This is a genomic window from Prolixibacter sp. DSM 2831 (assembly GCF_056493735.1).
Genome location: NZ_CM151379.1, coordinates 4909230 through 4929368, shown reverse-complemented (window position 1 = coordinate 4929368; position 20139 = coordinate 4909230). Strand labels below are relative to the sequence as shown.

The 20139-nt window shown below is 48.2% G+C and carries 12 protein-coding genes and 1 pseudogene; 6 read left to right on the top strand and 7 right to left on the bottom strand.

Annotation, left to right across the window (positions count from 1 at the left end; all coding sequences use genetic code 11):
• Positions 1-50 precede the first annotated feature (50 nt).
• From AC060N_RS20370 to pepE, 3 genes are all read left to right on the top strand, one after another.
• Positions 51-974, top strand: a complete 924-nt coding sequence (locus AC060N_RS20370) for an outer membrane beta-barrel protein (RefSeq protein WP_479525315.1) — start codon at positions 51-53, stop codon at positions 972-974.
• Positions 975-1071: 97 nt separating this feature from the next.
• Positions 1072-1881 (top strand): hypothetical protein, encoded by an 810-nt coding sequence (locus AC060N_RS20365; protein WP_479525314.1) that lies wholly within the window; start codon positions 1072-1074, stop codon positions 1879-1881.
• Positions 1882-1989: 108 nt separating this feature from the next.
• Positions 1990-2700: a dipeptidase PepE gene (gene pepE, locus AC060N_RS20360; RefSeq protein ID WP_479525313.1), complete on the top strand. Its 711-nt coding sequence runs from the start codon at positions 1990-1992 to the stop codon at positions 2698-2700.
• 55 nt (positions 2701-2755) lie between these two features.
• Here the strand turns inward: pepE and AC060N_RS20355 are convergent, their stop codons facing one another.
• From AC060N_RS20355 to AC060N_RS20330, 6 genes and pseudogenes are all read right to left on the bottom strand, one after another.
• Positions 2756-5173: an ABC transporter permease gene (locus AC060N_RS20355; RefSeq protein ID WP_479525312.1), complete on the bottom strand. Its 2418-nt coding sequence runs from the start codon at positions 5171-5173 to the stop codon at positions 2756-2758.
• A gap of 55 nt (positions 5174-5228) precedes the next feature.
• Complete coding sequence (locus AC060N_RS20350; protein ID WP_479525311.1) at positions 5229-5906, bottom strand: ABC transporter ATP-binding protein; 678 nt, start codon at positions 5904-5906, stop codon at positions 5229-5231.
• 27 nt (positions 5907-5933) lie between these two features.
• Positions 5934-8285 (bottom strand): ABC transporter permease, encoded by a 2352-nt coding sequence (locus AC060N_RS20345; RefSeq protein ID WP_479525310.1) that lies wholly within the window; start codon positions 8283-8285, stop codon positions 5934-5936.
• Between the two features lie 155 nt (positions 8286-8440).
• Positions 8441-9118, bottom strand: a complete 678-nt coding sequence (locus tag AC060N_RS20340; RefSeq protein WP_106540916.1) for an ABC transporter ATP-binding protein — start codon at positions 9116-9118, stop codon at positions 8441-8443.
• A gap of 84 nt (positions 9119-9202) precedes the next feature.
• Positions 9203-11506, bottom strand: a pseudogene (locus AC060N_RS20335) (ABC transporter permease); the annotation flags it as partial.
• Positions 11507-11601: 95 nt separating this feature from the next.
• Entirely contained in the window at positions 11602-12852 is a 1251-nt protein-coding gene (locus AC060N_RS20330) for an efflux RND transporter periplasmic adaptor subunit (protein WP_479525309.1), read from the bottom strand.
• 314 nt (positions 12853-13166) lie between these two features.
• On the opposite strand from AC060N_RS20330, the gene AC060N_RS20325 reads away from it, so the two are divergent.
• Entirely contained in the window at positions 13167-14519 is a 1353-nt protein-coding gene (locus AC060N_RS20325) for a sigma-54-dependent transcriptional regulator (protein ID WP_479525308.1), read from the top strand.
• Positions 14509-15855: a sensor histidine kinase gene (locus AC060N_RS20320; protein ID WP_479525307.1), complete on the top strand. Its 1347-nt coding sequence runs from the start codon at positions 14509-14511 to the stop codon at positions 15853-15855. The genes AC060N_RS20325 and AC060N_RS20320 overlap by 11 nt, the downstream gene beginning before the upstream one ends.
• A 69-nt stretch (positions 15856-15924) precedes the next feature.
• Here the strand turns inward: AC060N_RS20320 and acnA are convergent, their stop codons facing one another.
• Positions 15925-18705, bottom strand: a complete 2781-nt coding sequence (gene acnA, locus AC060N_RS20315) for an aconitate hydratase AcnA (protein WP_479525306.1) — start codon at positions 18703-18705, stop codon at positions 15925-15927.
• Positions 18706-19052: 347 nt separating this feature from the next.
• Between acnA and AC060N_RS20310 the strand changes: the two genes are divergently transcribed.
• Positions 19053-20060 carry a virulence RhuM family protein gene (locus AC060N_RS20310; RefSeq protein ID WP_479525305.1) on the top strand — a complete coding sequence of 336 codons (1008 nt, stop codon included), beginning with the start codon at positions 19053-19055 and terminating at the stop codon, positions 20058-20060.
• The last annotated feature ends 79 nt before the right edge of the window (positions 20061-20139 follow it).

Sequence of the window (20139 nt, the reverse complement as noted above, 5' to 3'; positions counted from 1 at the left end):
ACAAAATCCGGCAGCGGTTCGTCCTACCCACAAAACGAAAACAAAAAGCTATGTTTGGTAGAATACTTCTGAGCTTCATGCTGCTCATGTTCAGCACTCAGTATATGATGGCACAGGATACCGTTCGGGTTAAAGTGCTTGGGAAAAACGCCGTAACCGTGGTAGACGGAATGGGTAAAACCAACGTCCAGGTCGGCGATAATTCGGTTGATGTGAATTCTTTCGACAACGACACGGTGAAAATTCGACTGGGGCGAAGGACAATTGTTTTTGTTGACGGTTGGAGCGGCTCCTATGTCGATTTCGATACCCTGGACGACGATGAATTTGAAAAGTGGACCGGACACCGCCCTAAATTCAAAGGGCATTGGGCTTTCTTCGAGATGGGTGTGAATTCATTTGCCAACGTTACGTATGCCGGTTTCCCGGATGCCAACTGGATGGATTTGAACCACAACAAATCGTACGAAGTAAACATTAACTTCCTGCGGTACAGCATTGGTTTACAAAAGGAGCGAAACACCATTGGATTGGTCACCGGTCTGGGCCTGAACTGGAATGACTACCGGTTTTCCAACAAAAACACCGTAGTAAATGACAACGGTACTACAGCGCCTGTTTATCTGACCTATGACAACCTGCAGAAAACCAAGCTCAATACATTGTATTTGCAAGCGCCCTTGATGCTGGAATTCCAGATTCCTGTGAACAAATCTTATAAGCGGATTTACCTTTCCGGAGGAGTCATTGGTGGATTGAGACTGGGCTCGCATACCAAGGTAAAGCATGGCGGCACCAAGGATAAAAACCGGGATGATTTCAACATTTCACCCTTCCGTTACGGGGCAACAACCCGAATTGGTTACAAGGGAATTAACCTGTTTGCCACATACTACTTTACGCCTTTCTACGAAAGTGGACGTGGACCGGAAATGTATCCCTTCACCATTGGTTTGGGGCTGGTAAACTGGTAATGAAAGACATCGAAACATCTTAGACTCTGGGCCGGATTGCTTCCGGCCCATTTTTTTTCTGCTGCTTTTTGAGTTAAATTTGTACAAACCTCGGTCCATGACAAGAAAATACCTGATAGTCACAATAACAGCATTGTTGTTTTCGCCGGTCGTTTTTGCGCAACAAAACGATACGATCACGATTGTACCGGCCAAGCCTCGCCACGCTGTTTCCATTAACGATTTTCTGGGAAACCAGGATGAGTACAAAAGCTTCTGGGATCGTAATTTTTCCGGTCACTGGAGTGGTTTTCACCTGGGGATTAACTCATTCCTGCAAAAGGATTATTCAGCGTATCCTCCCTCACAGGATGGATTTATGAATTTGAAAATCTGGCGTTCGTTTTCCTACCAGGTTAACTTTTGGCAGAAGAGTATCAGTTTGCAGCGCTATCACGATGCTATCGGTTTGGTGACCGGCCTGGGGTTGTGTTTCGACGATTATCGTTTCAATCCGGAGGTGACCATCGAAGCGGATGCCAACGGGGTAATTCAGCCTATCTATCCCGATTATGAGGAGATGCGGAAATCCAAACTCAGTACGTTTTATGGCCGGATTCCGCTGCTGCTCGAGTTTCAGATTCCCGTAGGACATTTCCAGCGACGGTTTTTCATATCAGGAGGTGTGGTTTTCGGCTACAAACTGGGAAGTCACACGAAAATCAAGTACCATCAGGCAGGTATCAGTGAAAAGGTGAAGTTCCGCGACGAATTGTACCTGAACGAGTACCGTTATAGTTACACCGTTCGGATGGGATATAAATGGTTCAACGTGTTTGCAGAGTATTCACCGGTTCCGTTTTTCAAAGAAGGTCACGGCCCGGTGCTCTATCCGTTTACGGCGGGCATCACCCTGGTTAGTTTTTAGTTCGGTTTACCTGAATAATTCGACCATAATCCTGTGATTCCTTCTTTTTTCATTCCCTGAATTTGACTTAATTGCGTTTCGGAAAAAATAAATCGAATCAATAAAGCTATGCAACTTTTACTCATCAGTAACTCGACGATGGCCGGAGAGCCATACCTCGATTACCCCAAACATGAAATCAAGAAATTCCTTGGCGATAAACCCTTAAAAGCACTCTTCATTCCTTACGCGGCGGTTACGTTTTCGTTCGATGATTACGAAGCGAAAGTAGAGCAGCGTTTTGCTGAAATAGGGCACCACGTGCGTGGAATTCATCATTACGACGATCCGGTAAAAGCCGTGGAAGAGGCCGAAGCTATTGTTGTAGGTGGTGGAAACACCTGGCAGTTGGTACGCATGCTGCACGATAACAACCTGATGAAGCCGATTGCCAAACGAGTGGCCAACGGAATGCCTTACATTGGTTGGAGTGCCGGCTCGAATGTGGCTTGTCCCACACTACGCACCACCAACGATATGCCCATTATTGATCCACTGGGATTTGACTGCCTGAAGTTGGTTCCGTTCCAGATCAATCCTCATTACCAGGATAAGAATCCGGATGGACATGCCGGTGAAACCCGCGAGCAGCGCATCGAAGAATTTCTGGAAATTAATCCGGATACATATGTGGTCGGCTTACGCGAAGGAACCATGCTGAAATACGACGATGGGAAGCTTTCGCTGATTGGAAAACTCACGGCAAGAATTTTCAAAAAGGATCAAAAGCCATTGGAGCTAAGCAATGAAGATAATTTCAACTTCCTGTTAAAGGAATAGTTATTCAGGATACGACAAAAGAAAAGGGAGGAATTCGATTTCCTCCCTTTTTGTTTTATTCTTCTTTTAAAACCTCCACCGGGTTGCGGTTAGCAGCCTTGTAGCTTTGCCAGCTTACAGCAGCTATGGCTATTACGAGGGTGAACATAGCTGCTGAAGCAAAAATCCACCAGCTTAAAGCAGTTTTCCAGGCGAAATTTTCAAGCCATTTATGCATGAGGTACCATGAAAGGGGAATGCCTACAATAAAGGCCGAAATCACCCATTTCAGGATGTCGCCGTTGAGCATGGTCATGATAGAACCAACCGAAGCGCCGTTTACTTTGCGAACGCCAATTTCCTTCCGGCGAATAACGCCCGAGTACATGGCCAGCGCCCACAATCCCAGGCAGGCAATGAATACCGCCAATGCCGAGAAAAAGCCGAATACGGAACCAAAGCGTTGGTCAGACTGGTATTGTTGTTCGTAAAACCGGTCGACGAAAAAATAATCGAACGTGGATTGTGGGAAGAAGCGCTCCCACAAATTCCGGATGTCAGCCATGGTTTTCGCCGATGGATTTCCCGTCATTTTTACAGAAATAAAGCGAGGAGGAATCCATGGAATGCGGTCGTAGCGAAGCATCATAATCGGCGTGTAAGCCTTCACCAGCGATTGCTGATGATAATTCTTCATGATACCGATAATTTCGAACGGCTCTTCTTCGCCTTCTATGCTTACCCGACGGCCGATGGATTCTTCGTTATCCGGAAGATCGAGTAGTTTCAATGCTTCTTCGTTCACCACCAATTTATTCCGGTCGTCGCCAAAATCTTCCGAAAAGCCGCGCCCGGCAATGATATTCATCCCAAAAGTTGAGGTGAAGTTGTCGTCTGCACCCAGCATTTCGTACAACCGGTTTTGCATATTAGGGTCGTCGGCCCGGTGGTTCGAAGCGAAAAACGCTACTTCCATTCCGGGTACGGCACTGGAAATCGTGGCATTTTTCACGGCAGTGAAGTTTTTTACTTCCTTGCGGAAGCTCAACACTTTCTGCTGTAAATCATCGGTTTGTGCTGGAAATTTAATAGCCATCACGCGGTTGATATCCACGCCGGTGGGTTGGTTCATCATATAATCCAACTGGTGGTAAACCACAATCGTACTGAATATTAAAACGAATGAGGCCACGAATTGAACAATGACGAGTCCTTTTCGCATGGTGCCGGTGCCTTTTGACTGTTTGCTTTTCCCGCGAAGGATGGAAATCGGCTTAATGGAAGCGAGTATGGATGCCGGGTAGAATCCGGAAATAAAGATTCCGGCCAGGAAAACGATTACAATCGGAATCCAGAAAGTGGGATCGGCCCAGAGCTGGAAAGGAATATTTTTGCCGGTCAGTTGATTGAACCAGCCCACCGAAACCAACATGACTCCGATGGCGAGCAACAAAGCTACGCCGTTCACCAGCAACGATTCCATCAGGAATTGAATGACGATATGCCTTTTTGATGCGCCGGAGACCTTGCGGACACTGACTTCCCGGGCACGGTCCAAAGCCCGGGCGGTTGTCAGGTTGATGTAGTTGAACCAGGCAATCACCAGGATAGCCAGTGCCACCAGCATCAAAGCATTCACGGCATTTCGGTTCCCTTTGGCTTCGCGCTCGTATTGTTTCTGTGGAGTGAGATGAATATTCCGCAGCGGGTTGAGGTGAATAGCCCAGGTTTTATTCTTCAGTGCCGGCAGGGTTTTGTACTGCTCGGCCATTTTGGGGAAGGCATTTTCGATACTGGTCGGCGACACATTTGGTTGCAGCAAAACATACGTGTACACTTCGTGCAGGTACCAGAAGTTCTTCATCCATTCGGGTAGTGTTTCCCACGAAATGAAAAAGTCGAAATGAAAATGGGAATTGGGCGGCAGATCAGCCAGAACGCCGGTGACCTCGCAATTTTTAATCGAGCCGGTTGTGCTGAACTTCAATATTTTACCGATAGGATTTTCGTCGCCAAAGTAACGGTGTGCAGCTGTTTGGGTAATCACCACTTTGTTAGGGCCTTCCAGTGCTGTTTTTGGATCGCCTTCCAGTAATGGGAAATCGAAAATCCGGAAAAACGAAGGCTCGGTTACGGTGACATCGCTTTCGCGGAAACGCTTATCGTGGTAACTAACAATCTGTTCTGTTTCGTGAATATCGACACGAACAGCATCTTCGATTCCGGAAATATGTTGCATCATGGCCGGGGCATAACCAAACGAGCTAGTCGGCCAGTCATCGGTCAGGGTATTGCCTTCATAGAAACGCGACTCCACCCGGTAAATGCGATTGGCCAGGTGGTGCATATTATCATAGCTGAACTCGAAATTCACGTAGTTCAGTATCAGCAACGAAACCGCCATCCCGATGGCCAGTCCAAGGACATTGATGGCCGTGAACATTTTGTTCTTCAGTAGATGGCGAATCGCTGCCAACAGGTAGTTTCGTAGCATGGTTTCGTGTCGGTTTAGTTTGGTATATCAGTAAAAATAGCAAGAACGCCTGACTTTAACTGTTGGCGATTTCTTCCGCGATTTCTCCGTCGGTCAGTCGAATGATACGTTTCCCATAGTTGGCAAATTCCTGGTTGTGCGTTACCTGAATGATGGTCATACCTTCTTCGTTCAGTTTTTTCAGCAAGTCCATGATCATTTTTCCCTGGTCGTGATGAAGGTTTCCGGTAGGTTCGTCGGCCAACAGAAGTTTGGGTTTACCGGCGATGGCGCGGGCAATGCCAACCAGTTGCTGCTGCCCACCCGACAGTTGCTGCGGGAATAAATCCTTTTTTGCCACCATATTGAAGCGGTCGAGCAAATCGGCGATTACTGCCTGGCGCTCTTTCTTTTTCATTCCCTTGTAAAAGAGCGGAGTTTCAATGTTTTCGTAAACGGTCATCTCCTCAATCAGGTGAAAAGCCTGGAAGATAAAGCCCACATGATGGCGATGAAAGTCGACTTTCTTCTTTTCATTTAATTGATGAGCCGGTTGTTCAAGGAAAAAGTATTCTCCTTCGTTTGGATCATCGAGCAGTCCAATGATGTTGAGCAAGGTCGATTTTCCGGCACCGCTGGGCCCCATCACCGACACAAAATCGCCTTCCGCTACATCGAGGTTCACGTTTTTCAGGATGTATGTCCGTTCGTATTTGTTGTCGTAATACTTGTAGATTTTCTTCAGGTTGATCATGATGATGTATGTTTAATGCATTAATGTTTATTCATATCGAAGGGCGTCAACAGGATTGCGGGTAGCGGCTTTCCAGCTTTGCCAACCAACAGCGGCAGTGGCGACAAGCAGGGCGAACAATCCGCTAACGATAAAATAACCGGGATGCAGCGAAACCCGGTTCGCATAGTTGCTGAGCCAATGATTCAATGCAAAATAGTCGGCAGCAAAAGCTATCAGCATGGCAGCTACTACCCAAATGAGCATATCAAAAAGCAGCAGCCGCAGAATTTCCTGCACCGAACTTCCCATCACTTTGCGTACGCCAATTTCCTTAGTCCGGCGAGCTGTGGTGAAAATCGACAGCGCCATGATACCCATGAAACTGATGATGATGGCGAGCATGGTTCCGGCTGAAACCAACCGCATCACCCGCTCTTCATTGGCAAATTTAGCATTGTAGCGACTCGTTATTTCGTAAGTGTTGAAGATAAAGTTGGGATCGTATTGCTGAAAGATGGAGGCCACCTGCTTTTGCTCGGCTTTGGTAAATTTCTCCGGAACCCTGAGATAAAAGCAGTTCACATTATCGCTATAGTTAGTCAGCATCAGCGGTGCAATTTTTTTGCTGCTGCCGTAGTCATAGTAAAAATTGTTAACGACTCCGATAATCTTCATCGGGTCTTTGTACATGGTGACCAGTTTTCCGACAGGATTTTTCAAGCCGAGCATTTTTACAGCGGCTTCGTTGAGGATAACGCCCATGCGATCAGTTTCCCGGTCATCGAAGAAACGGCCATGAAGGAGCTGCAATTGCATTGTTTTCCCGAATCCTGGGTGAATTCGGAGTTCATTAATCGGTTTGAGGTTGCCCGATGCATCTGCATACAGTTTTAAGCCCTGACCACTGAAGCCTCCTCCCATGTGATGTATGGAAGCTGCAGCACTTTCCACAAATGGAAATTTGCAGAGTTCTTCTTTTATGGCATGAGCGTGCGCTTTGGTATCCTTGTTGATGCCAGAGATTTCGATGACATGGGAAACATTGAAACCTAACGGAATATCTTTCAGGTAGGAAATTTGGGAATGGATAACGATTAAGGAAGTAATCAGGAATACCGCCACTGAAAACTGAACAATCACCGAAGCGATGGACAACGGGCTTTTCTTGCGTTGCTTTTCCCGTTGACCTTTCAGTCCGGTTACCAGATTGATTCGGGACAGATGAAATGAAGGATAGGCTCCACTGACGAAGATGAGCAAAATGAGAAAAGCTACGACGATGAGAAGCCCGGCAGGAGAAAACAAGTCGGAAGCCGGAAGCGAGCGCTGCATCAGGTGAGCAAACCACGGACGGGCCAGTTCCGTAATCCAGAAAGCGAGGAACAAGGCAAAGAAACTAATGATTCCCGTTTCGTTATAAAACAGCTTGGCCAATGCCCACTTATCAGCTCCCAGTGCCTTTCGTGACGCGATTTCTTTTATTCTTTTTTCACCGTGAAGGACATAGAGGTTAATATAGTTGATCATGGCGATGAGCAGGATGAAAAAGGCGAGGCCGGCAATGAGATAGATACTGCTCAGACTTCCTTTTTCCGATAAATCGAAATCAGCTTTGGTGTACAGATGAATACGGGTTAGCGGTTCTATTCCCGAGTTTGCTTTCAAATTGAACATGTCGGCCAGCGGCTTCATCAGCTGGTCATTCAGCGCATTGATCTTCGCTTCTGTCTGCTTCCGGTTGTCATTTTTGTTTAGCAGGAAGTAGGTGAAGAATTCAAATCCACCAAATTTTTCCGGGTGAACCGATGACATACTGGCCAGCAAATCGAAATGAAAATGGGTGGTTGTGGGCAGCTGTTTTATAACGCCCGTTACGGTAAACGGCTGGTCGGAAATGGTGAGGGTTTTTCCGACACAATTCGTGGTACCGAAAAACTTTTTAGCCGCTGGTACAGTCAATACTACGGAATTCAAATCCCGCAAAGCGGTTTTCTTGTTTCCGGCCAGCAAATTCAACCCAAACACATCGAAAAAGCCGGGATCGGCATACAGCAATTTGTTCTTCTCAAATCGTTTGTTTTTCCTTTCCACATTCACATTCCAGCCGCGATAGATTTGTACCGCCGCATCGATTCCGGGAACTTTCGCAGGAATTTCTGTGTATGCACTGCGGAGCGAAAGAGGAGAGGATTCAGTAGAATTTTGCTGTGTTATAGAGTTATACAATCTGACAACGCGGTCTTTGGTTGGGAATTGCTGGTCGTAACTTAATTCATGGCGAACATAAACCGAGAGCAATAGAAAAGCCGCCAGTCCGAATGCCAGGCCGGGAAGGGTAACGAAAACCAGCAACGGATTCCGTTTCAATATGCGGAAGGTGTAACGAAGTTGCTTCATGGGACAAGGTTTTGTGTTCAGCTTTCCTTCTTCACGATTCCTGTCAGCACATGCTGTTCACTGTAAGCTAATTGATAAAATGGGAAAGAGGATGGGCAAAATCCAAACGGAAATTGCACCATCCCTGCTAGTTTGTCTTATGGATGAAAAAGAACCTATCTGTTATGCTTTTCTGTAATAATCTGACCGTCGAACAGGTTGATGATGCGGTGCGCAAAATCGGCGTCGTGCTGCGAGTGAGTTACCATCACAATGGTGGTTCCCTCTTCATTCAGTTCCGATAGCAAATTCATCACTTCCAGACCGTTGTTGGAGTCGAGGTTACCGGTGGGCTCATCGGCGAGGATGAGGCCCGGATTGGCTGCCACGGCCCGCGCAATGGCTACGCGCTGCTGCTGACCTCCTGAAAGCTGTCGCGGGAAGTGTTTCCGGCGGTGACTGATTTTCATTCGTTCCAAAATTTTCTCGACGCGTTCTTTGCGTTCCGATGCTTTCATCTTCAGGTAGATGAGCGGCATTTCGACGTTTTCGAAAACAGTCAGCTCGTCAATCAGGTTAAAACTCTGGAAGACAAAGCCGATGTTTCCTTTACGCAACTGGGTCCGGTCTTTTTCCCGCATGCGCGAAACATCAACACCGTCGAACATATAGGAACCCGACGATGGATTATCGAGCAGCCCAACGATGTTCAGCAGGGTCGATTTTCCGCAACCCGACGGTCCCATAATGGCCACGAATTCACCTTTTTTTACGTTGAAGTTGACCTCATTCAGGGCAGTTGTTTCCACCTCTTCGGTTTGGAAAACTTTTGTCAGATTTTCAGTTTGTATCATGATGTGAAAATTTTGTAGTCGATATATTTTGTGAAAATTTAATCAGAATTATTCGTTTCGTAAACTGTCAACCGGGTTGGTATTGGCGGCCTTGTAGCTGAAATAGTTAATCACTAACAAGCAGACAGAAAGCACAATAAGTCCGGCACTAATGAATATCCACCAGGGAAGATTGGTCCGGTAAGCAAAGTTTTGCAGCCACTGGTGCATGAAATACCAGGCAACCGGCACAGCGATGACCACGGCGATTCCAATCCAGCGGATAAAGCTTTGATTCAACAGCGCCAGTATCTGCATGGTCGAAGCGCCGTTGGTTTTGCGTAAGGCAATCTCTTTCGAACGTTTCTGCGTTAGATAAGTTACCAGACCGATGATCCCAATCAGGGCAATCAACAGCGACATCAATGTACCGAACTGGATAAAGTTGGCCAGTTTGTTTTCGCGGCTATACAACGATGCATATTTCTGATCGAGGAACCCAATCGACGGTGCCGGAGCCGATGAGAATTTCGCCCAGGTATTTTTGATGTACTGAGTTGTTTGCGTCAGGTTGCCGGGTTGTACTTTCAGCAGAATGTAACGCTGCCAGACTGGGTTGTCAGTCAGCCAGAAGACCATGGGTTGCAGTTGTTCACGCAACGACGAGTAGGTAACATTTTTCGCTACACCAATCACATGGCCATCTCCGCCCAGTGCCGGGAAAGTAACATCCAGCGGATTTTTCCACCCAAAATTTTGAACGGCCTTTTCGTTGATGATTAGGTCATTCCGGTCTGCCTCCATGTTTTGAGAGAAGGCACGGCCCTGATCAATCTGAATATGAAAGAAATCAAGGAACCGCTCATCAACCGGCCAGGCCCATACTTTGATACGTTGTTCGTTGACATCACGTCCCCACGACATTTGCACCTGTCCGGGAACAAAGCCTGTGTACGTATAATTGGTAATCTGTTGATTCTTCAGTAATTCCTCAGCAAAAGCGCGACTATGCTGAGTGATAGACCCATCGGTTTGCAGGTATATCACGTTGTTGGGCGACAAGCCGGTATCGAAATTTTTCCAGTAATTCAACTGGCGATGAATGGTGAAAGCCCCGATGATAAGTGCCGTAGAGATGACCAGCTGCAATGTAGTCAACGTAGCCCGGAGGAATTTTCCGTTTCCAGAAAAGTGAACCTCGCCATGCAGAATCTTGGTCGGCTCGGCGGACGATAGCAGGTAGGCAGGATACAATCCGGCGAAAAAGCCGAACAGAATCGCCAGGCCGGTTGGAAGAAGCAACAGATCCAGTTGGTTCATCATCGGTAAATCCTGGTACGGAAGAACTCCGTTCATGTCGGTTCCCAGAAGTTCAACCACTACGGTAGCCAGCAAGAATGCGATTAGTGCGAGCGCAATGGCTTCGAAAATGATTTGCAGTTGTACCTGGAACCGGGTGGCCCCCAACGCCCGCTGAATTCCCAGCTGATGAATCCGTTTTCCGGCTTGTACCGAAATCAGGTTGATGTAATTCACAAAGGCCATCAAAAGAATAAGCAGCGCTACAGAAGCAAATATTTTCAGAAACAACGGATTGACCGGATGCAAATAGTCCATGCTGCCATCGCTGGTAAAGTGAACCTCTTTGAACGGTTTCAGATAGAGGACGCGATCGGCGTGAAAAGCTTTCTTAAAACCCTCGAAATCCTCTTTCATACTACCCGAATTGGCCTCAATTTTCTGGGCGGTTTGATCGGGATTGGCTCCCGGTTTTAGCAAAAACGCGAGAATGAAATTATACTCTGATCGTTGGTTGGCCGCGTTGTTTGGGTCTTCCGATTCGGTGGCAAACGATAAGAAACAATCCGTTTTGATGGATGAGTTGGATGGAATGTCCTTCATCACCCCGGTAATGGTGAACGGGCTCTTTCCTCTTTGATACAAAATTTGCTTTCCAACCGGATTTTGGTCGCCGAATATTTTGTGTGCCAGTGACTGGGAAATCACCGCGGTAAAAGGTTTGCTCAGTGCTGTTGCCGGATTTCCCTGAATTAACGGGAATGTGAAGGCACTGAAAACCTCTTTGCTGGCATAGAGGGGTGTCGCATTGTAGTCATCTCCGGGCTTATCAACGCGGTGAATATTCTCCAGGCGAGGGATTTGATGAAACACGACCACGTCATCTACTTCCGGGATGGAATTTCCAATTTGTTTTTTCAGTACCGCCGGAAGAGTGGCCTGCGGCTTTCCCTGATCCATTTTAGCGGTTAGCAGGTAAAGGCGGTCGTAATTTTTGTTGAATTTGTCGTAGCTCAATTCATGTTGCAGGTAAATCATGATGAGCAGGAAACCGAAGAAAGCCAGTGTCAGGCCCAGAATGTTGAGCAGCGTCGTCAGCTTCTGCTTCATGAGGCTTTTCAATGCAATTTTAAGTCCTTTGAATATCATCGTTGTTCAGGTATCTCGTTTTTGAAATGTGATTTACTTTCTCTCTCTCTGCCGGTTTATTTAAAAACCACTCGCTCGTTGTCGCCAAAGGTGTCGTACCCGGAAGTAATCACCTGTTCGCCCGGTTTCAGTCCTTCCAGTACCTCGTAGTACTGCGGGTTCTGCCGGCCAATCCGGATGTTACGACGGGTCGCTTCGCTGCCATCCTTGTTGAGGACGAAAATCCACTGTCCGCCGGTTGATTGAAAGAAGCCTCCACGAGGAATCAGTACAGATTTTTGCGCTTGCCCCAATTGCAGTTCCACGTGATAAGTTTGTCCCGAGCGAATATTTTTGGGCACCTCGTTATCGAAAACCATGTCGATTTTGAAAGTCCCGTTGCGAACTTCGGGATATACTTTCTTCACGGTCATATCATAGCTTTTGTCCTGCCGGGTAAATGATGCCTTAAGTCCTTTGCGGACCCGGTCGATGTAATGCTCATCAATCTGTGCTGTTACTTTGAAAGCGCTCAGGTCGTTCACCTGGCCAATGCGGCTGCCTTGCGGAATCGACTGTCCGATTTCAGCGTCGAGCAGACCGATTTGACCGTCGATAGGCGCTTTTACGTCCAGATTATCCATGCGCTCTTTTACCAAATCCAGGTTCGTTTTCATCCGGTCGAGGTTGTATTCCATTTGTTTCACCTGAACAGCCCGGAAAGCAGAATCGGTTTTTTGCCGTTCACCCAGAATATGGCGGGTTTTTATGGCATATTCGTAGTCTTCTTTAGAAGCGAGATAATCATCTTCCGAAATCATGTCTTTTTTGTAGAAGCGCTGGTTCTGAGTAAACTTCCGCTTCTTTTTCAGAATGTCGTAATCCATTTGCAGGATTTGGCGCTGAAGGGTCAGCTTATCCTGTTCCATTTGGATGCGGGTGTTCCGGAGGAAGTTGATTTGCTCAGCCAGACGGGCTTCAGCGGTCAGTATATTCAGTTTTAAATCGGGATTGGATAGTTTCAGGATGATATCTCCCTTTTTCACCATCGCACCTTCATCGTTGATAATCTGCTCCACACGTCCGCCTTCGGTCGCATCGAGGTAAATAAAACGAATGGGCTCCACGGTTCCAATCACCCGGATGTAGTCGTTAAAAAGTCCCTCGGTCACCGGACTGATGGAAACTTTATCCCGGTCTACCCGAATGGTTGATGCGTGATTCCCAAAAACCAGTGACATCAGAAAAACGAGAAAAACAAGGCCACCACCGATCATCCAGAAGTGCTTCTTCTTCAACCCTTTCTTTTTCTCTATTTGGCGATCCATTCCAGACATAAGAATTCAAAAAATTAGAAAGTCGTTATCGACTTGTGTTTATAAATCAGCATTTAGTTATTGGTACTTTTCGTCCGAAAAAGCCTTGTTTGTCCGCTTTAGCGTACACTTTTCCGGCTTCGCACACCTCTTTATCCAATTCTGTGCCAACAGAAGCAATGAATACATAATCAGATGAATAGGTGTATCTGTTCTCTGCTTAGAGTGCCTGAAATGTCAAGTTTCTTGACAAGTTCGACAAATGTTTTTACAACCCCTTGATTGTCGGGGATTGGCAACTTATCTTTGATTATCAAATTGTGCCTATGACTTCCGGAAATATCTTAATCGTCGACGATAACCGAACGGTATTACGTGCCCTGGAGCTGGTGCTTCAGCCGGAGTTCGGTTCGGTATCGACACTTTCCAATCCCAATCGCTTACCCTTTTTCCTTCAGACGAATACAGTGGATGTAATTCTGCTGGACATGAATTTCGTGGCGGGGGTGAACACCGGTAATGAAGGAATCTACTGGTTGAATGAAATTAAAAAGATGAAGCCGGACATTCCGGTTGTGATGATAACGGCTTTTGGAGATGTCGACCTGGCCGTGAAAGCGTTGAAGATGGGAGCTTCGGATTTTGTGTTGAAACCCTGGGATAACAACCGGTTAATCGAAACATTGAAATCGGCAGTCCGGGTACGGCAATCGCAGGAAAAGCTGGGCAAATCGGCCGGTAAAGCCGAACAGAACGATCACAAGGAGGAGAACGTGGAATTGCTGGGGCAGTCCAGCGCGATGAAATATGTTTTCAGGTTGATTGAAAAAGTGGCACCTACGAAAGCCAACGTCCTGATTACTGGCGAAAACGGAACCGGAAAAGAACTGGTTGCACAGTCCATTCACCGGCACTCGGAGCGGGCGAATAAACCCTTAGTGAGTGTGGACATGGGCGCCATCAGCGAAACGCTGTTCGAAAGCGAGCTGTTCGGTCATGTAAAAGGCGCCTTTACTGATGCACGTGTTGACCGTGAAGGGAAGATTGTGATGGCCAACAACGGCACTCTTTTCCTCGACGAAATCGGGAATCTCTCGTTGCCTTTGCAGGCAAAATTGCTGGCTGTGCTGGAAAACCGGCAGGTGGTCCCGGTAGGAGCCAACCGGCCCGTTCCGGTCGACATTCGTCTGATTTGTGCCACCAACTGCAACCTGGAGGCCATGGTGGAAGAAGGAAAATTCCGGGAAGACTTACTCTTCCGCATCAATACCATTCGCATTGAAGCCCCGCCGTTGCGGGAACGCGAGGAAGACATCGTGTTGCTGGCTAAACATTTTCTGGAATTCTACGGAGAAAAATACCACAAGGAGCATCTCACCCTTTCGGGGATGACGCGGGAGAAAATCCGCCGTTATTCGTGGCCGGGAAATGTCCGGGAATTGCGGCATGCCATCGAGAAGGCTGTTATTTTGGCTGATGGCGAAGTGTTGCAGCCCGAAGATTTTCATTTTCGTCCGGTCATCGAGCAGGAAGAGGCGCCCACGACGCTGGAGGAAATGGAGCGCAGCATGATTGAGCAGGCGCTCGAAGAGAGCAGCGGCAACATGAGTTCGGCGGCCACGCGGCTCGGAATTACACGACAAACGCTCTACAATAAAGTGAAGAAATATGGGCTTTAACCGATTCAACCGGAGACTCGCCGGCTTTATTCTGGTGATGGGAGCCCTGGCCATTCTGGCGGCCTTTTTGTGGTTCGCCGGAGGATATTTGTGGAGTGGAATTGCGGCCTTTGTGTTCCTGATAGTAGCCGGGAGGTTGTATCACTTCCTTGGGAAAACCAACCGCGATTTGAGCCTGTTTTTCGAGGGAATGCTGAACGAGGATTCATCCCTGAACCTGGAAAAAGGAGTAGCTCCCCCGGGATTCGATGAACTGAAAGAGTCGTTGCTCCGGTTGCGCAGTGCTATCCGGAAAGAGCGGGTGCACAACCGATTCCAGGAACAGTTTTATGCAGAGCTGATTGGCCATTCAGGAACCGGTTTGCTGGCTTACGACGAGCAGGGAAAAGTGATCATCGCCAATCCGGCCTTGCTGGAATTGCTCGAATTACATCATCTCACTTCCGTGAAGACGCTGGAACATCGCATACCAGAATTCTATCAGAAACTGCAGCGACTGAAGCCGGGCAAGCCTTTGCTCTATAAATTCACGGTCAACGGGCAGGTGGTGGTGTTGCAACTTCGCGCCAGCGAATTCATTTTCGGCGATAAGCATTATCATTTGCTGGCACTGCAAAATATCAAGGCGGAGCTGGAAGAGCGCGAAGTGGAATCGTGGCAAAAGCTCTTCCGCATCATGTCGCACGAAATTATGAATTCCATTGCTCCGATTACTTCACTGGCCCAGTCGATTGGGCGTTCGTTGCCCGCGGAAGTTTCCGAAATCTGTACCCAGTCCGGCATCGATATCGAGCGCATCCGGAACAGCGCCGGCGCCATCGAGGAGCAGGGCGATTTGATGATGTCGTTCGTTGAGCGCTACCGGAAATTGTATAAGATTCCCGAACCGGTGTTGAAACCCATCGCCATCGAGGACTGGTTGTCGCGTTTCCGGATATTGTACCATCAGGAAATGCAGCAGCGGAATATTCAGTTCAACGTTAACGTATCGAATGGAATCACGGAATTTACGGCCGACGACAAACTGATTTCGCAGGTCGTGATTAACCTGCTGAAAAATGCCGTGGAAGCGGTGTCGGAAGTGGAGCATGCCGAGATCAACCTGAGCGTTCAAAAAGGCGAGCAGGAAACCCGCATTGTGGTGGCCGATAACGGCGTGGGCATTCCGGAAGAATATGCCGACCAGGTTTTCGTTCCGTTTTTCACTACCCGGCAAGGGGGAAGTGGCATCGGATTGGCCCTCTCGCGGCAGATTGTGCACCGCCACAGCGGAACCCTCTCTTTCCATTCCATTCCCGGAATGGGAACCACCTTCACGGTTGTTTTACCCGGTTAGCCCGGAAAAGAAAAACGGAGCACCGGTTTCCCGAATGCTCCGTTCCGTCAGTATTTATAAGTAAAATGATTATGCTTCGTTGAGGTATTGCCGCAGCACGTATTGCAAAATGCCGCCGTGGCGGTAATACTCGATTTCGATTTGCGAGTCGAGACGGGCGACAGCTTTGAACTGAACGGTTTCGCCGTTTTCCTTTTGCGCTTCCACATCCAGCTCCTGCAGCGGTTTCATCTCGTCGCTGATGCCTTTCACACTGAAAGTTTCTTTTCCCGTCAGGCCCAGCGATTCACTGTTTTCACCCTCTTTGAACTGCAGCGGCAGCACGCCCATGCCAATCAGGTTGCTGCGGTGAATGCGCTCGTAGCTTTCGGCCAGCACCGCTTTGATGCCGAGCAGAGAAGTTCCCTTGGCGGCCCAGTCACGCGAGGAACCGCTTCCGTACTCTTTCCCGGCCAGCACCAGCAAAGGCGTTCCGTCGTCGTGGTATTTCATGGCGGCGTCGTAAACCGGCATCTCTTCGCCGGAAGGCAGATAAGTTGTAAAACCACCTTCCTGCTCAGCCAGCTTGTTTTTGATTCGCACATTGGCAAACGTTCCGCGTACCATCACCTCATCGTTTCCACGACGCGAACCGTATGAGTTGAAGTTCTTCTGCTTCACATCCCGTTCGGTCAGGTATTTTCCGGCAGGAGAATCGACTTTGAACGAACCCGCCGGTGAAATGTGGTCGGTGGTTACGCTGTCGCCCAGCGAGAGCAGTACCCGGGCACCTTCAATCTCCTGCAGTTTTTCCGGTTCTTCCGGAAGTTCAGTGAAGAACGGCGCTTCCTTGATGTAGGTAGACGCTTCTTCCCACGAATAAAGCTGTTCGTCGGGTGCCTGCAGGTTTTGCCAGATTTCATTTCCATCGGTAATCGTGCTGTAGTCCTTGCGGAAATCGTCCGTCGACAGCACGTTCTGCATGGTTTCGTATATCTCTTCCGGCGTCGGCCAGATATCTTTCAGGTAAACCGGTTGCTGATTGGTGTCGAAACCCACCGGCTCGTTATTCAGGTCGATGTCCACGCGGCCGGCTATGGCAAAGGCAACCACCAGCATGGGCGACATCAGGAAATTCATTTTTACCTGCGGGTGAACGCGGGCCTCGAAATTCCGGTTTCCCGAAAGGACCGAAGAAACAATCAGTTCGTTGTCATCGACTGCCTGTGCGATGTGTGGAGGGAGCGGACCGGAGTTCCCGATACACGAAGTACAGCCGTAACCTACCAGATGGAACCGGAGCGCTTCGAGGTCGGTGAGCAGGCCGGCTTTTTCGAGATAATCGGTAACCACTTTGGAGCCCGGCGCCAGCGATGTTTTCACCCACGGACGGGAAGTTAGTCCCAGCCTGCGGGCTTTGCGGGCAACCAGTCCAGCGCCAATCATCACCGAAGGGTTGGAGGTATTGGTGCACGAGGTGATGGCAGCAATGACCACCGAACCATCCGAGAGCTGGAATTTTTCCTGCCCCAGCGTTACCTGTACCATCTTCAGGCCTTTGTCGTTCTGGCTTTCCACTTCCACTTCGCGCTGACCACCGGCATAGGTGTGTACCGGCTGGCTGCCTCCTTCGGCTGACCAGCGCACGATTTCGCGGTCATCCGGCTCGATGTATTTGCGGCCAAAGCTTTCCTGCAACAGGTCGACAAACTTCGGCTTGAATTCGCGCAGTAAAATCTTGTCCTGCGGACGTTTCGGACCTGCAACCGTTGGTTCCACCGTCGAGAGGTCGAGTTCCAGCACATCGGTGTAGGTGATTTCTTCTTTACCGGTTCGCCACAGGTTATTGGCTTGGCAGTAATCTTTCACCAGTTGGATCTGCTCTTCCGGACGACCGGTCTTCCGCATGTAATCAAGCGTTTGATCGTCGATGGGGAAGTAGCTGACGGTACAGCCAAACTCCGGCGACATGTTGCTGATGGTCGCCCGGTCGGGAACCGTCAGATGGTCGAGGCCGGGACCGAAGACTTCGACGAATTTGCCTACAACACCGTAGTTACGCAGCAGCTGTGTGATGGTCAGTACCATATCGGTCGCCGTCGTTCCGGGCGGTAACTGGCCGGTCAGTTTCAGTCCGATCACTTCCGGCATGATGAAATAAATGGGTTGACCCAGCAGCGCCGCTTCGGCTTCGATACCACCGACGCCCCATCCTACCACGCCGATTCCGTTCACCATCGGGGTGTGGCTGTCGGTACCCACCAGCGTGTCGGGGAAAACCGTTCCATCGCGCTCGATGACGCCCCGGGCGAGGTATTCCAGGTTCACCTGGTGGCAAATGCCCATGCCGGGTGGCACCACGCTGAAATTTTTGAACGCCTTTTGCGCCCATTTCAGGAACTGGTAGCGCTCGCCGTTGCGTTCGTACTCCACTTCCACGTTTCGCCGGTAGGCATATTCGGTACCGAAATAGTCGACCTGCACCGAGTGGTCGATGACCAGGTCGACCGGAATTTGTGGGTTCAACTTGTCCGGGTTTTTGCCTTTCCGGGCCAGTTCGGCACGCAGCGAAGCAATGTCGACTACGGCCGGAACACCGGTGAAATCCTGCATCAGCACGCGGGCCGGCTTGTACGGAATGTCTTTGTCGGACGGTTCCGGCTTCCAGTTGAGCAGCGTTTCGATGTGCTCGCCGGTAACGGCAAAATCGTCGTAATTACGGAGGGCGTTTTCCAGCAAAATGCGGATGGAAAACGGCAGGTGAGAAATGCTGTGTCCTTTGGCTTCCAGTTCGGGCAAACTGAAATACCGGAAGGAGCCTTTGGCGGTTTTCAATTCTTTTTCGAATCGATATGGTGATTCAGACTTCATACTAACAGGTTTTTATGGTGTGAAATTCGATGTTTGGCTCGGTCGGATGAATCGGCGGCTGACACACGGTGCGCGCCAGCCAGTAATTTTTTAACACTCAATAGGGAGGGAATGTTTGGGGAAGAAGCAGGTTATTAAAGGAGCCGAACCTGAGTCAGCAGCTAACTAGTGGTCATCAAAAAATAATAAACTATTTCATTAAATTTGGATACATGGTCTCAGTTTTTAAGCGAGAAAAAAGACTTGTCGCATGATAATATCTGCTTCGAAATTTATAAAAGAAGATTACTTGACAGCAGGAGCATAATAGCTTTCCTGCCAGAGAAAAATCTAAAAAAAGAAATAGGATGGAACACGATAACATGCAAAATATTATCATTTACAACACGCCTGACGGTAAAGCTTCCGTATCCCTTTATGCTAAAGATGGGAGTGTTTGGATGAACCAAAGCCAGCTGGCAGAACTTTTTGACACCTCTAAGCAGAATATCGGGCAACACATATCTAACATACTAAAAGAAAGGGAGTTGATTCAAAATTCAGTTGTAAAGAAATTCTTTACAACTGCTGCAGATGGCAAGGAGTATCAGGTGACATTTTATTCTCTCGATATGATTTTGGCTGTTGGCTTTCGGGTTCGTAGCATTCGCGGTACTCAATTCCGAATGTGGGCGAATCGCAACCTGAAAGAATACATGATCAAAGGCTTTGTAATGGATGATGAACGTTTGAAAAACCCGGACGGAAGACCCGACTACTTTGATGAACTCTTAAGTCGGATTCGGGATATACGGGCATCAGAAAAACGTTTCTACCAGAAAGTTCGCGACCTTTTTTCATTAAGCAGTGATTACGATTCTTCCGATAAAGCAACGCAAATGTTTTTTGCAGAGACACAAAATAAGTTGTTGTATGCAGTAACAGGCAAAACCGCGGCTGAGATTATTGTCTCACGGGCCAGCGCTGATTCGCCTAATATGAATTTAACTTCATGGAAAGGGAGCATTGTTCGGAAAGGCGATATTTTCACGGCTAAAAACTACCTCACAGCAGATGAGATAGATACCCTCAACCGTTTAGTTGTCATTTTCCTGGAAAGTGCCGAGTTGCGAGCGAAAAACAGGCTTGACTTGACCATCTCTTTTTGGAGAGAAAATGTCGATCGGATTTTGGATTTTAATGATCAAAAGATTCTTCGGGGAAAAGGCACCATTAGCAATTCGATAATGGAGAAGAAGGTAAGAGAAATTTACGAACAATTTGATTCGAAGCGAAAAGCCTGGGAAGCGCGACAGGCCGATGAACAGGATTTGAAGGAAATTGAACAGGAAATAAAATCCAGAAAGAAAGAATAATATATAGCTGACCTCATGTCTTTCCGTAAAGTAATGCTCATAAAGGAAAAGGGCAGACATTTTTAAAATATTGTAGAGC

What these genes read in the sequence shown, in the direction of transcription:
- acnA (WP_479525306.1), bottom strand. Translation starts at nt 18,705, where the DNA reads ATGAAGTCTGAATCACCATATCGATTCGAAAAAGAATTGAAAACCGCC.
- pepE (WP_479525313.1), top strand. Translation starts at nt 1,990, where the DNA reads ATGCAACTTTTACTCATCAGTAACTCGACGATGGCCGGAGAGCCATAC.
- AC060N_RS20355 (WP_479525312.1), bottom strand. Translation starts at nt 5,173, where the DNA reads ATGCTACGAAACTACCTGTTGGCAGCGATTCGCCATCTACTGAAGAAC.
- AC060N_RS20325 (WP_479525308.1), top strand. Translation starts at nt 13,167, where the DNA reads ATGACTTCCGGAAATATCTTAATCGTCGACGATAACCGAACGGTATTA.
- AC060N_RS20365 (WP_479525314.1), top strand. Translation starts at nt 1,072, where the DNA reads ATGACAAGAAAATACCTGATAGTCACAATAACAGCATTGTTGTTTTCG.
- AC060N_RS20345 (WP_479525310.1), bottom strand. Translation starts at nt 8,285, where the DNA reads ATGAAGCAACTTCGTTACACCTTCCGCATATTGAAACGGAATCCGTTG.
- AC060N_RS20330 (WP_479525309.1), bottom strand. Translation starts at nt 12,852, where the DNA reads ATGGATCGCCAAATAGAGAAAAAGAAAGGGTTGAAGAAGAAGCACTTC.
- AC060N_RS20320 (WP_479525307.1), top strand. Translation starts at nt 14,509, where the DNA reads ATGGGCTTTAACCGATTCAACCGGAGACTCGCCGGCTTTATTCTGGTG.
- AC060N_RS20310 (WP_479525305.1), top strand. Translation starts at nt 19,053, where the DNA reads ATGGAACACGATAACATGCAAAATATTATCATTTACAACACGCCTGAC.
- AC060N_RS20370 (WP_479525315.1), top strand. Translation starts at nt 51, where the DNA reads ATGTTTGGTAGAATACTTCTGAGCTTCATGCTGCTCATGTTCAGCACT.
- AC060N_RS20350 (WP_479525311.1), bottom strand. Translation starts at nt 5,906, where the DNA reads ATGATCAACCTGAAGAAAATCTACAAGTATTACGACAACAAATACGAA.
- AC060N_RS20340 (WP_106540916.1), bottom strand. Translation starts at nt 9,118, where the DNA reads ATGATACAAACTGAAAATCTGACAAAAGTTTTCCAAACCGAAGAGGTG.